This window comes from Microbacterium fluminis (assembly GCF_051549805.1).
Classification (GTDB): domain Bacteria; phylum Actinomycetota; class Actinomycetes; order Actinomycetales; family Microbacteriaceae; genus Microbacterium.
The window spans coordinates 1496415-1509591 of sequence record NZ_CP196042.1; the positions used below are offsets into that span (position 1 = coordinate 1496415).

A 13177-nucleotide genomic window follows, 5' to 3' on the forward strand; every position below is an offset into this window, starting at 1 on the left:
CGGATCTATTGCTTCTCGCCTCAGAGACGACATACCGCGGGGTGCCCACTCTCGCAAGTCATCGAGCGTCCTGAAAGAGGTGCAGAAGTCCAGCACCGCGAGCTGGATGGACTTCGCGACTGGGCGCGCTTGGCGACGTCGGTTTCTTAGCCGAGCCTCGTCTCCGAGGCCCGCGACGAGGTCCGCGACACCGTAGCCCACCGTCACCTCGTGACCAACGCAGCTTCCGCCAACCCTCTCCAGCCAACGCGCAACGGGAGCAGCCATGTCGACTTCGCGAACGAACAATGTGAACTCCCTCCTGGGCTAGCGGCCACTCTAGCGGGCGTAAGGTATCGCCTTCAGCAGGCCGACACTACTCGCGCCCTCCGACGCGCCCGGCCTCAAGCAGCCGGCGAGGAGGCAGTAGGCCCTTCGGCCGCAACACGCCGAGCGAGGTCCCAGTACGGACTCTCGATCCGGCGAAAAAGCAGCGTGCGTTCACCGGGGACGCGGCCAATCTGCTCGATCACCTGCCCCTTCTTGAGGCGACCGAGCAGTGGATGCACGAGCGTCGGGTCCACGCCGGTCGCCGAAACGATCTGGGGCGCGGAGAACACGTCGTCATCGTGGTTCGCAATGAACAGCATGACGGAGAGCATGTGGCTGTTGCCGAACATCGCTTTCGAGTGTTCGGGTGCAAGATCAGTCAGCAGCACCACGTTTCGAGTCTCCCACGTCGCAGCGATCGGCGACCCTGCAACTGCTTGGCGTGAATGTGACCTTCACAAATATAAGGCCTCGCGGCCTTCGATATATGAGACACATGTAGGTTCCGGTTGGACTTGTCCGTTTCGCAGACGAAATGTCCACGCGGTGTCCATCTGGACATTTCGGGCCGGCAAACTCACTCCGCTGGCGCGCAGAGCCGTCGTGTTTGGATGGGGGCATGAGGCGGTGGATTGAGCGAGTGACCGGGGCGCCCGGTTCCACGTCCTTTCGGCGCTTCCGTCGCATCGTGTCTGCAGCGAACGAGCGCGGGCAGTGGGCCGGCGATCTCGATGACGCCGACTTGTCACGCGCCGCCCGCGCAGCACTGATCTCGCCAGGTCGCAGTGCGGTAGTCGAGCCGACCGCCGACCTGTTGGCTGTGCTGCGCACGGCCGCGCGGCGCACGCTCGGGGAAGAGCCGTTCGATGAGCAACTGCTGGCGGCTTGCGCGCTGGCAGCGGGGAACGCAGTAGAGATGGACACCGGTGAGGGGAAGACTCTTGCCGGTGCTCTCGCTGCGGCCGCTTTCGCGGTCGCCGGTCGGCGCGTACATGTGCTGTCGGTGAACGACTATCTCGCGGAGCGGGATGCCGCGTGGATGCGTCCCCTCTTCGATTCGCTCGACATCCGTGTCGGCTGGGTCGGTCAACACACGCCGCTGATGACGCGGGCTGAGATGTATAGGTTGGACGTCGTCTACGCGCCGGTCAGCGAGGTCGGATACGACGTGCTCCGCGACCGGTTCGCGACAACCGAAGCAGACCGCGTGAGCCCGGTGCTCGATGTCGCGATCGTCGACGAGGCCGACGCGGTACTGATCGACGAAGCGGTGTCGCCCCTCGTCCTCGCCGGAACGTCCACAGACAGCCCGGAAGACTTCACGCTGGCGGACGCCCTCGTGCAAGAGCTTGACCCCGGACTGCACTACGCGATCGACGCCGACCATGCCACCGTCTCGCTCACCGACGCCGGCCTCGACCTCCTCGAGAACCGACTCGGCGGTGTGAACCTCTACGACACCGCACACACAGCGACGCTCACACGCCTCAACCTCGCCCTCCACGCTCACGTTCTCGTGCACCGAGACGTCGACTACCTGGTCGTCGACGACGCGATCAAGCTCATCAACACCGCAAGAGGCCGTGTCGCGCACCAGCAACGGTGGCCAGACGGGCTGCACGCGGCAGTCGAGGCCAAAGAGCAGCTCACTGTCTCGTCGCCCGGGATCGTCCTCGACACCCTCACGGTGCAGGATCTGCTGCGTCGCTATATGACCCTGTCGGGCATGAGCGGAACCATGGTCGCAGTGGCCGAGGAACTGGCCGAGTTCTACTCGCTCCGCTCTGGTCGGATCGAACGACGGCTACCGAACCAGCGGACAGATCTGCCGCAGCGTGTCTTCCTCGACGAGGACTCCCGCGTGGATGCCGTGTTGGTGGAGGCTCGAGAGCGTCATTGGGCAGGGCAACCGGTGCTCGTGGAAACACAGAGCGTCGCGGAGTCCGAACACTACGCAAAGGTGCTCGCCGAGGCGGGAATCGAAGCCCACGTGCTCAACGCCCGCAACGACGCGCGGGAGGCCGCAGTCATTGCAGAGGCCGGCGAGTATGGGGCGGTCACGATATCCACCCAGATGTCGGGGCGCGGCACAGACATCCGCCTCGGAGGCATCGACGAGCACGACCATCGTCGCGTCGCGAGAAGCGGGGGACTAGCGGTGCTGCAGATCGGCAGGTATCCGTCCGGCCGCCTTGACGCGCAGTTGCGCGGCCGCTCAGGCAGGCAGGGCGACCCCGGCACTACCGCCACCTTCGTGAGCACCACCGACGAACTGGTGCAGGCCAACGCTCCTGACCACCTGCTCGAGAAGATCCGACGACGAGGATCGCAACTCGACCAGACCACGCTCGGTTCCATCATCGACCAGGCGCAGCGGATCGCCGAGGGCATCCAACACGACCGCCACCGCGACACCTGGGACTTCAGCCGCGCGATCGCCCGCCAGCGCGACACCGTTCTCGGCGACCGAGAGGCGGTCATGAACGGTGACCGCGCCGCCCTAGAGGTCACTCGACGAATACCAGAGGCATTCGATCGCCTTGCCTCGGCATCCTCCCCGTCAGTAGTTGCTCGTCTCGCCCGCGACGTCGCATTGTGGTGTCTCGACGAACAGTGGTGCGACCATCTGGCACATCTGACGGAGATCCGCGACGGCATCCACCTGCAGGCCCTCGCCGGCGTCAACCCGCGCGATGAGTTTCACCGCATCGCACTGCGCGAATTCCGCGGATTCTTCGCGTCGGCTTATGACCGCGCCGCCGACATCATCCGTGACGTGACACCCGACCAGCTCGGGCAGGACATCACTGTGCTCGGGTTGCGCCGACCGTCGGCAACGTGGACCTACATGACCAGCGACAATCCCCTGGGTAGTCCGATGGACCGCGCCGCGCGCGCGGCTGGCAAATGGATTCGGACACGCGTCTATCGGATCGAGTAATCTCGCCGAAACGGATAACTCTCGCTACAAAGACTCGCGTTCTTGCTGGACAAGTCGGCATCTGAACGCGCCAAAGTCTTACTGCGTGGGGGACATCTCAAAGCGGTTCCTACAACACACTTGCGCGTCGATGACGTTCTTCACAAGTGATTGAGCTGCGGTCAGCGGGCTCGGGTGTGACGACGCGAGCTGATCTCGTTGACATTAATAGGCGATAGCCCTATAACCAATTTATGCGACGTTGCGCTCCCGTCACGGCGGTACGACGAGAAGGTGGCCTCGGCCGGTGCAGCCGATGAGCCTGATGGGTGCGGCGGCAGTGCAGATTCGGGGCCGCGACGACAGCGTCAGCGTTACGGAGCTCTCGTTGCTCACTCTGCCGGCGTTTGACGCCGCGACCCCGTGGCGACGCTTTCGCGCCTATCGCGGTCAGCGTCATTACTCCGGTAGCTACTGGTCGGCGACGATGGAATCGCTGGTGGGGTATGAGTCGAGGCTCGAGCTCGCCAACCTCCTGGGGGAAGACTTCGACCCGTCGACGGTGTGGATCCTCTCGCAGCCGTTCCTTGTCGAAGGGAGGGACGGGAGCCGCAAGCGGCGGCATGTGCCGGACTACCTCGTGGAGCGTACCGGCGGCCGGGCTTGTGTGATCGATGTGAAGCCCGCCGCTCTTCTTAGTGATCCGAAGATCGCGGCCGCGTTGACGTGGTCGGGGCAGTTAGTCGAGTCGATCGGGTGGGACTACGTCGTGCTCAGCGAACCGGAGCCAGTCCGCCTGAGCAACCTCAAGTTTCTCGCGGGCTATCGGCGGGCATTCCAGTTTGCGCCCGTCGAAGTCGAGGCGGTCCGCCTGTCTGTTCAAGAGCCGATGACGTTCGGGCAGGCTTGCCGAGTCGGTGCAGCGCAGCTCGCCGAGCCCGAGTATGCGCGGGGAATCGTCCTTCACCTTCTTTGGGCAGGACGGCTCACGACTGATCTCTCAGCGCCGCTCGCTTCGACAGCGATTGTGGAGCCAGCGTGGTGATGCTGTCCGACGAGCCGACCTTCGATATCCGCGTGGGTGCGAGCTTCAGCTGGGACGGCTCCCTCTGCACGGTCGTCGAGATAGCCGGAAACGCGATTGTCATTCAGGACATCAACCGTCGCCTGCGGCGCCTTCACTATGCGGAACTGCTTCGGCCGCCAAGCGATGGGGGCCGCGCCCGGTTCCCCCGGGATCCTGGTGGCGCTGCGATCGACCCGCTCGCTCTCATTTGGACGCAGCTATCGGCAGCCGAGCAGGAGGATGTGCATCAGCGAGCCGATCACGTACGCGAAGTTCTCACCGGGTACAAGTCCGGCAGTGCCGCACATGCACGCCCAGGCGAGCCGCGGGACGAGTACTCACCCGACAGCGGAAAGATGTCCCGCTACCGTGCCAAAGCGGCCGAGGTGGGCGTTTCAGAGCGCACGATCAGCAACTGGGTGGCTCGATACCTTGAGGCGGACGAACTGGGTCTGATGGACAACCGCCGCGTGAAGCCGACGCGCGGGCTCGGGAACCTCGACCCGCGGTGGGTCGACATGGTGCGCACTATCCAGGCAGAGCAGATTACGGAACCCCGCGTCGCGCGGAAGGTGATCATGCGACGCGTGGCAGCGCGGCTCGAGCGCGAGTACGGGGTCGGCGTGGTGAAGATCCCCTCGAAGTCTGTCCGGTACCGAGCGTTCCGCGACCTCGACTGGGGTCGGAACACGTTCGACGGAAGCACGAAGGCGAAGCGATCGAACGCGAACAAGCCGCAGAGTGCGTTTGGTCGCTTCGCTCCCACTCGGCCAGGTGAGTACGTCCTCATGGATACGACACCGCTGGACGTGTTCGGATTCGATCCCGTGAGCGGCGACTGGGTGAACAGCGAACTCACCGTCGCGATGGATCTCTACGATCGAGCGATCGTCGGTATGAGGCTCACCCCGACCGCTCGCGCTATGGACGTCGCCGGTGTGCTCCTCGAGGCGATGCGTCCGTTCGAGATCCCCGAAAGCTGGGGCAGGACGGCATCATGGCCCTACTCGGGGGTTCCCGACACGCTCATCGTCCGCGAGGACCACATCCAGGTCGCAAGGTTCATCCGAGCCAACCTGCCCGAGACGATCGTCGTCGACCACGGCAAGATCTACCTCTCCGAGCATGTGCTGAGCGTCTGTTCGCGGCTGGGGATCTCGGTACAGCCAGCCCGACTGTACATGCCCACGGACAAGGCCGCGGTGGAGAGGTTCTTCCGCACCGTCAAGGAGCTGCTGAGTCAGCTGCCTGGCTTCAAGGGAGAAGACCTGTTGGCCCGTGGTCTCGACGCTGAATCTGATGCGGTGTACACCATCTCGCAGCTCGAGGAGATCATCCGCGAGTGGATCGCGACCGTTTACCACGTGCGCCCGCACAGCGAACTGGCTGACCCGCTGCTGCCTGGACTGGAGATGAGCCCGCAACAGCGATACGAGCAGGGCGTGGCGACGGCAGGCCACCTCCGACTGCCCCAAGATCGAAACATCGTGCTGGAGATGCTCCCTGTTGTGCACCGAACGATCCAGCGGTACGGAATCGAGAACTGGACGCTGCGCTACAAGGACGACGATGGGGTGCTCCGCAAGTACCGTAACCGGTCGCAATCCCTCTACAACCAGGGGCGAGACTGGCCCTTCTTCGTCAACCCCGACGATGTCCGATACATCTACTTCCACGACCCCGAAGACAGCACATGGCACACCCTGTCCTGGGAGCGAGTCAAAGAGGTCAACACCCCGTTCGGAATCGACGCGCTCGAGTACGCGAAGAAGCTGGCCGCCTCGAACCCGCAGATCCCGGACACCGAAGCAGCTTTGACCGCACTGCTCGCGCGGTGGGGATCCGGCCAACACCTCACCCCGCAGGAGCGCCGTGCCTCCGCACGGCAGGTCGCCGCGCACCGACACGAGACCGAAGCGGCAGCCATGACATCGATCCGCCTGACGCAGGAGCTCATCGCACGAAGCAGCCCCGGCGTGACTCTCCCGAGTGAGGAGCTGGCCGGTCCCCGTGCCGTCTCCCTGTCCTCTCCGGCGCCGTTGGGTGGCGACGACGACGTGGACGACGAACTCGACCCCACCGAGTACGACCCAGACCCGGAGTTCTACGCGACCGCCCTGGAGGATTTGTGATCAAGCCTGACACTGGCCCGTCTACCTACGAGTGGTGGAAGTACCTCGCCGAAAGGCCGAGCCCGGTCCGGCCGGAGCGACTCTCTATGGCGCAGATTCGCGCCCTCGACACCGTCGCGCGCAGGGACTACGGGCGGCAACGCCGGCGATGGCACGAGAGCATCCTGCTGCGCACACCGCAGGTTGTCCGTGCCAATGAGCAACTCGACGATCTGCTTGAAGCCAACGAGGACGCGGTGACCCGCGTTCGGGCCGCTGCGGCCATCGACGCTCCGCCGTCTCTGGGCAAGTCGACCACCGTCGACGCGTACGGACTCAGATACCACCGGGAACAGATCGACCAGCTCGGCGAGTACGTGGATGATAACGACGACATCCTGAGGATCCCCGTGTGCCGAATCACGCTCACCGGCGATGTGACGATCAAGGGGCTTCACCAGCAACTATTCGAGTTCTACGCACACCCGGCGCGGCGGGCGACCACGGGCAGGGTGCTCGCCCGCGATCTTGCCACCATGGCGGGCGACGCAGTCCGACGCCACGAGACGCGGCTGATCATTATCGACGACGTCCACTTCCTCCGCCCGGGCACCGAAAAGGGCGAGCAGGTCGCGAACGAGCTCAAATGGCTCGCTAACGAGTACCCCGCGACCTTTCTGTTCGCCGGTGTCGCTCTGAAGCAGCGAGGGTTGTTCTCCGAAGGCCGCAACGGTGAGTTCGCCGCCTTGGCGCAGACCGGCCGGCGATGGACACTGCTGCAGCTCCACGCGTTTGATCCGCTCACGGCGATCGGCGCACCCGTGTGGCGCGACACGCTGCTCGGGATCGAGCAGCGACTGATGCTTGCGCGGATGCGTCCGGGCACCCTCGCCGACACGCTCAGCGACTACCTCTACATTCGCTCGACAGGCGTCATCGGATCGTTGATGCAACTGATCCGCCTGGGAGCGATACGCGCCATCCGCACCGGGAAGGAGACCCTCGACACGGATCTCCTGGAACAGGTCTCGATCGATGAAGCTGCGGAGATCGCACGTGGCGCTACAGCAATTCTCGTGAACAAAGCACGGCGAGTCGCCCGATCATGACCGAGCTTCGTCGTCTGCCGTTCCGGGTTCGCCCCATGCCAGACGAACCTCTTGACTCCTGGCTGGAAACGATGGCAGCCGCGCACGGCGTCACTTTCGGACAGATGATCGTCGCACTGGGACTATCCGGCCCAGCGGCCGTCGAGCAGGATCAGCACTACTCCGTCGGGCGTCTGAACCGGTGGTCGTTCCACCTCGACGAGGGACCACTCGAGCGCCTCATCCACACGACAGGGTTGTCGGCCGACTGCCTGCAAGCCATGACCAGGTCGGCGTTCGCTTCGACGGTGACCAAGTACACGCTCAAGGGGCGGCTGAGCATCCAATGTCCGACCGCGGGGACGCAAGGGCGCTTCTGCCCGGAATGCCTCCTCGACTCTGGTGGCCGGTGGAGGCTCTCGTGGACGTACGCGTTCGTGTCGATGTGCCCTCGTCACCGGCGCGTGCTCAGCGACATCTGTCCTAGTTGCGGTGAGGCACCGCGCGCACGCCCGCAACCGATGTATCTCGTCCCACGACCGGGATGCTGCCACAACAGGCCACACCGCGCGGCAGATCCGCGTCAACGCTGCGGCGCCGATCTGCGCGACGAGACCGGACGCGTCGAGGCAAGCACGGGGATGCTTGCTGCGCAGCGAGCCCAGTTCGCGACGATCTCTCAAGGCGTCGGTCGATTCGGCATGTACCGCGACAACCCGCAAGCTGCACCGCTCGTTATGGAGGATCTCCGAACCATCGCTCGCATCGCGGTCCGTGCTCTCGTCAATGGCGAGGACATCGATGCTGGAGATATCCCGTCGGCAACCCTCGGTAAGGCACTCGACGAAGACGGCATCCTCCGCAAGGAACGCCCCCGAACCTCGGCGCTGGCAGCGCTCGGAGCCAGTCTCGCCTTCCAGGCGGTGCAGGACCCCGACCGCCTCTTCAAGCTCCTCCACGGCCGTATCCCACCATCAGCGGTGTTCGATCAACACAGCCTCCAGCTGAAGGTCTCGGTTGCCCGATCGCGCGGCCTCAACATGCGCCACCTCACACACATCCAGCACCTTGTTCCCCCTCCACCGTCCGGAGCGAAAGAACGAGCGCGCAAACTTCCCGCACAGATCTGGCCCGAGTGGGCGGCGCAACTTCGGATTCCCAAGACCGATCCCGAGCTCGCAGCCGCCGCCGTCTCCACAGCAGTGATGATCGCAGGCACCCGCCTCAGCCACGTCGAGGCCCTAGAAATGCTTGGATCGCCACTGCCCCGGCACCGCGTCCGGGATACCACCCGGTTGCTGCGCGACACCGACCCCGCCAAGAACCTCTTGCTCCCCATCGCCCGCCTCGCCATCTACCTCGATGCCGAGAACCCCCCAATCGACTACGCGCGCCGACGCGCGCTCGACTACGCATCACTCCTCCCGGCCGTCGACTGGAACGCGATCGCAGCCCGGGTCAACACTCGTCGCGGCGGCGCCCCACGACTGCGACAGATTCGGCTGCTGCTCTACAGCTGGCTCAGCGGGAACCATCCAGACCAGGCCCCGCAGCTCTTCCGGCCGCACTCCGCCGCGGAGGTCACGAACGCCCGAGAGCTGGCAGCCTCCCTCTCGCACGAGTTGGAGCTCGAGCTCCTCAACGTGGCCCGACGCTTCCTCGAGGCGCATCGCATCAACGAACCCGTGCGCTGGAGTCCTCCCCTCGACGTCGCTGACTGGAACCCCACGGTCGACGACGCCGAACGCACAGCAAGGTGGCCCGTCAACCAGCCCGCTCGCGAACACCTCCGCACGACATTCACGTTCAGCGAACTCGTGGACGAATACCGCAGCGGCCGGGCTCTGAAAGACCTCGCCAGCGATTCGGGCGTCGGTCGCTCGGTTATCAGCCGTGTCCTGAAAGAGGCGGGAATCGAACTCCGACCCGCGCACGCCCCACGCCAGGTCGTCGTCGACGACGACCGAATCCGAGTCGACTATCAGAACGGCCGCACGCTCGAGGCGATTGCACGCGAACTTGGATGCAGCGAATCCACCGTTGCCCGGAGACTCCGGCTACTCGACGTGCAACTCCGGGCGCGCGGAGGCCGAACCAAAGACCTCGCCGAAGTGGTGATCTCCGAATGAGTGACAGACCGCGGGACCCGGAATACCGACTCGGTGAAGGAGAAGCCGCGCCGATCGCCCCAGGCGACAAACACGGAGTAGTCGCTGTCGCTCCGAACACAACTGGGGATCATCGTTCGAGTAAGACCGCACCTGTTGTCAAGCCGTGGTCGGCACCCCACCTGGCGCCGCTCTTCATGGAACTCACGTCAGCGAAGACCGCGCCGAGCTGGGCGCGCCGTGCGGTGAAGATCATCCATCGCTACACCCGTGAGCACAGCGAACCGCCGACGTTCCGCGAACTGTTCAGCGAACTCGCCATCCAAGATCCCGACTACGCCGACCATGAGGAGGCGTGGTCGTCACGGGCAGTCCGGAACCTCGTGATGGTGCATTGGCGCAGGCAAGGATGGGTGCGATACCGGACCGAGACCCGCACCCTCCGATCCGGCCCCAACGCGAACCGCGACCTGTTCCCGGCTACCCGTTCGGCTCTTCGGGAGGGAGCGCGTCGAGAAGCTCCTCAAGAACGATGACGAGCTCGTTGTAACCCTGCATGTAGAACAGCGCGTCTGAGCCCGGTGTTTCACCGTCGATGACGCCGGCGAGGACCGTGCGCGCTTCCCGGGTCGCGGCCTGCAGGCGCGTCTCGATGCCCGGGAGGCTGCGGATCCATTCGTCGACGAGGGTGAAGCGGATGGGCGTGAAGTCGTGCGCGTCGACGCCGACGTGGAACTCGTGCCCGTGCGGGCCGTGATCGCGGGCATGCGTGTGACCGTGCAGCAGCGGGACGCCACCGTCGCTGCGTGGGCGGTGGGTCGTGTGCCGGTCGGTGCCGTGCGAGTCGCCGCTGTAGGGGTAGTGGGATGCCAGAATCCGGTACCCGTGGCGTGTGCCCTCAATGACCTCGGGGAGGATGCTCCACCCGGCCGCCTCGTACACCGGCGTGAACCGTTCGATCGCGCGCCTTGACTGTGTCGCCGGCGAGACCCGATCATGGTTGCCGGGCACGAGGAACCGTCGCCCGTTCAGGTGCGCGGTCAGCCCGACGGATTCCTCGATCGGCCCGAGCGCGAGATCACCGAGATGAAGCACAACGTCGTCCGGGCCCACCACATCGTTCCATCGTCGCGCAAGCTCCGCATTCATCTCTTCCACGGTCGCGAACGGACGCTCGGCGAGTTCGCTGATGCGTGCGTGACCGAAATGCTGGTCCGAGGTGACGAAGTCGACCTGGTCGAAGTCGAACCACGGATACTCGCTCACAGCTGCTCTCCACGCTCGCAGTCGAGGCTGCTTCTACAGCTCATCGACGTCGACGCCGAAGCGCGCCGCCACATCCTCGAGCGGTTCACCGCTCATGCCATCCCGCTCACGCACCACCCGCTCGACCTCGCGGTCGTCGATTGCTTCGACCAGCTCCTCGAGTACTCGGTCGATGTCGCCGCCGTTCGCGGCGGCGACTCGCGCCACTTCCCTTGCCGCGTCAGCGAGCGTGTAGAGACGCTCCCAGGGGTGGTCTCCGTGACGGGCGATCGCGACGGTCTCACGAGTGTAGGAGCGGTCGTCCCCGGCGACGAGCCAGCGTTCCTCGCCCTCAGCGGTGATGAAGAAATCGACCACACACTCACCGCACGGCATCTTGTAGACGCCCGGTTCGGTGGGCGCCGCCTCGGTCGCACGCGTGATCATCTCGCGGATGACGCCTTCCCAATCGACCGCCGGTTCATCGTCGCCCATGGTGACCTCCCGAAGTAGAACAGAGAAGTGTCTCACTTCGGCACCGCGGCGTCTAGGGCTCAGCCCCGTCGCGTTCGCGCATCAGTTCGCTTGACCACCGATGGTCTACCCGAGCTGGTGGGCAAGAATCACAGCCTGCACGCGGTCGCGGACGCCGAGCTTGGCGAAGATTCGGTTGATATGCGTCTTCACCGTTGCGGGTGAGAGATGCAGTGCCTGGCTGATCTCGCCGTTGGAGAGGCCGAGCGCGATCGCGTTGAAAACGTCGCGTTCTCGGGGGGACAGAACCGAGAGGCCCTGTCCGCCCGGGACGGGCTGGTCGCGGCCGGTGTAGGCGTCGATGAGCTGCCGTGTGATGCGGGGCGTCACGATGGCATCGCCTCGAGCGACGACGCGTACGGCGTCCACGAGTTCTTGGTGTGTCGCAGTTTTGACGAGGAACGCACTCGCCCCCGCGCGGAGTGCCCCGAAGGCGTACTCGTCCAAGTCGAACGTCGTGAGTACGATCACGCGGCTCCGCAGCCCGCCGTCGACAATTGCGCGGGTGGCGTGGATACCGTCTTGACGCGCTGTGGGTGACGGAACGCCGCACCCGACTGTCGGCCGGCTATCTCGACCGGCGGTTCGCGGAGCTGCGGGACGAGGCCGGCTTGTCAAAGGCCCTGACTCTGCACAGCCTCCGGCATTCGTACGTGACGCACCTGCTCGAGTTCGGCTACGCCGACCGATTCGTCCAGGAGCAGGTCGGGCACATGCATGCTTCGACGACCTCGATCTACGCCTCCGTCAGCTCGGACTTCAAGAACCGGGTACTCGCGGACGCATTGAAGGCCCTCATCGAAGGAGAAGCAGATGACCGTTGAGCTCGAGACCGCATGGAGCCTCCGCAGCGTGATGGCCTCGCGCGGGATCTTCCAGACCTCCAAGCTGAAGCCGTTGCTCGAGGAGCGGGGCGTCGACCTGTCCCGGGAACAGGTGTACCGACTGGTGACGCAAGCACCGCAGCGGGTTCGCATCGACGTGCTCGCCGCGCTGTGCGACGCGTTGGAGTGCTCGCTCGACGACCTCGTGCAGGTCACCCGCCGGGAGGCTGCGGCCCCGGTCGCGGTGGGTGAAGAGGCGACGCGGGGTGCGATCGGCGATCTGCGGCCCGTGCGGGCCACGATCCGTCGCCCGCGCTCGAAGTAGGCCGCGGTGGCGAAGCCTCCGCAGGAGCCCAGGGTTGCTGAGGTCGCCGGGCTCGTCCACGCGATCGCGCCGGAGATCCCGGTGGAGCGCCTTGTTGAGATCGTGGCTGAAGTCGCACCCGTGCCGCTCACCCAACGGCGTCTCGAACTCGCACTCCTCAAACAACCTGGAGTCCTCGAAGGGCGACACCGGAACGTACCGGTGACGGTGCAGGATCTGGCCCACGCTCTCGTGAACGAGGGTGCCGGGCGGGTCGTCTTGCCTACATGCGATTCCTGTGGACGTGCCGTTCGGATGCCTCACAAGACGCAGACCGGCGGTCGCCACTGCTCGCGCTGTGAACGGAATGCCCGATCGGTCGCGTGTGCCAGATGCGGACGAGTTCAGCCCGTGCAGCGCACCGTCGATGGGCAACGGTTCTGCCGGGACTGCTGGCGAGCCGATCCGCGGTCGTTCGGCGACTGCTCGCGATGCGGGCAGAACGCCACGATTATCGTCCGTCGCCCCGCGCTCGTCTGTCTCGCGTGCTACACCGCGCCGGTCAAGATGTGCGAGCTCTGCGGGGAGCCGGGCCGCGTAGCGACGCACCTGGACGGCCGACGGGTCTGCGCCCGCTGCTACTACGCGATGCGACGCCCCCAGCCGTG

The 13177-nt window shown here is 65.3% G+C and carries 11 protein-coding genes; 7 read left to right on the top strand and 4 right to left on the bottom strand.

The genetic code is table 11. The annotated features are described in order from the left end of the window. Nucleotides 1-383: 383 nt before the first annotated feature. The gene (locus tag ACSJDX_RS07080) at nt 384-701 is read right to left on the bottom strand and encodes a hypothetical protein (protein ID WP_061683897.1); all 318 of its coding nucleotides are present in this window, start codon (nt 699-701) and stop codon (nt 384-386) included. A gap of 227 nt (nt 702-928) precedes the next feature. On the opposite strand from ACSJDX_RS07080, the gene secA2 reads away from it, so the two are divergent. The 5 genes from secA2 (at nt 929) to ACSJDX_RS07105 (ending at nt 9623) form a co-directional block, all read left to right on the top strand. Continuing rightward, entirely contained in the window at nt 929-3250 is a 2322-nt protein-coding gene (secA2, locus tag ACSJDX_RS07085; RefSeq protein ID WP_438354836.1) for an accessory Sec system translocase SecA2, read from the top strand. Nucleotides 3251-3545: 295 nt separating this feature from the next. Beyond that, nucleotides 3546-4274, top strand: a complete 729-nt coding sequence (locus ACSJDX_RS07090) for a TnsA-like heteromeric transposase endonuclease subunit (protein WP_151487465.1) — start codon at nt 3546-3548, stop codon at nt 4272-4274. Continuing rightward, the gene (locus ACSJDX_RS07095) at nt 4268-6427 is read left to right on the top strand and encodes a DDE-type integrase/transposase/recombinase (protein ID WP_151487466.1); all 2160 of its coding nucleotides are present in this window, start codon (nt 4268-4270) and stop codon (nt 6425-6427) included. Before ACSJDX_RS07090 ends, ACSJDX_RS07095 begins: the two co-directional genes overlap by 7 nt. An 86-nt stretch (nt 6428-6513) precedes the next feature. Continuing rightward, complete coding sequence (locus ACSJDX_RS07100; protein WP_438354837.1) at nt 6514-7515, top strand: ATP-binding protein; 1002 nt, start codon at nt 6514-6516, stop codon at nt 7513-7515. Continuing rightward, the gene (locus tag ACSJDX_RS07105; RefSeq protein WP_151487468.1) at nt 7512-9623 is read left to right on the top strand and encodes a TniQ family protein; all 2112 of its coding nucleotides are present in this window, start codon (nt 7512-7514) and stop codon (nt 9621-9623) included. The genes ACSJDX_RS07100 and ACSJDX_RS07105 overlap by 4 nt, the downstream gene beginning before the upstream one ends. 459 nt (nt 9624-10082) lie before the next feature. On the opposite strand, the gene ACSJDX_RS07110 is transcribed toward ACSJDX_RS07105, so the two are convergent. The 3 genes from ACSJDX_RS07110 to ACSJDX_RS07120 all read right to left on the bottom strand — a co-directional run bounded on the left by ACSJDX_RS07110 (nt 10083) and on the right by ACSJDX_RS07120 (nt 11750). Further along, a complete protein-coding gene (locus tag ACSJDX_RS07110; RefSeq protein WP_061683262.1) occupies nt 10083-10868 on the bottom strand; it encodes a hypothetical protein in 786 nt (261 codons plus the stop codon). A gap of 33 nt (nt 10869-10901) precedes the next feature. After that, nucleotides 10902-11342 carry a zinc ABC transporter ATPase gene (locus ACSJDX_RS07115; RefSeq protein ID WP_151487469.1) on the bottom strand — a complete coding sequence of 147 codons (441 nt, stop codon included), beginning with the start codon at nt 11340-11342 and terminating at the stop codon, nt 10902-10904. A 105-nt stretch (nt 11343-11447) separates the two neighbouring features. Next, nucleotides 11448-11750, bottom strand: coding sequence for a response regulator transcription factor (locus ACSJDX_RS07120; protein ID WP_219869850.1), 303 nt, complete (start codon nt 11748-11750; stop codon nt 11448-11450). Between the two features lie 128 nt (nt 11751-11878). On the opposite strand from ACSJDX_RS07120, the gene ACSJDX_RS07125 reads away from it, so the two are divergent. After that, nucleotides 11879-12205: a tyrosine-type recombinase/integrase gene (locus ACSJDX_RS07125; protein WP_275587390.1), complete on the top strand. Its 327-nt coding sequence runs from the start codon at nt 11879-11881 to the stop codon at nt 12203-12205. Then, nucleotides 12195-12530 (top strand): helix-turn-helix domain-containing protein, encoded by a 336-nt coding sequence (locus ACSJDX_RS07130; RefSeq protein WP_060960789.1) that lies wholly within the window; start codon nt 12195-12197, stop codon nt 12528-12530. The genes ACSJDX_RS07125 and ACSJDX_RS07130 overlap by 11 nt, the downstream gene beginning before the upstream one ends. Nucleotides 12531-13177 lie beyond the last annotated feature (647 nt).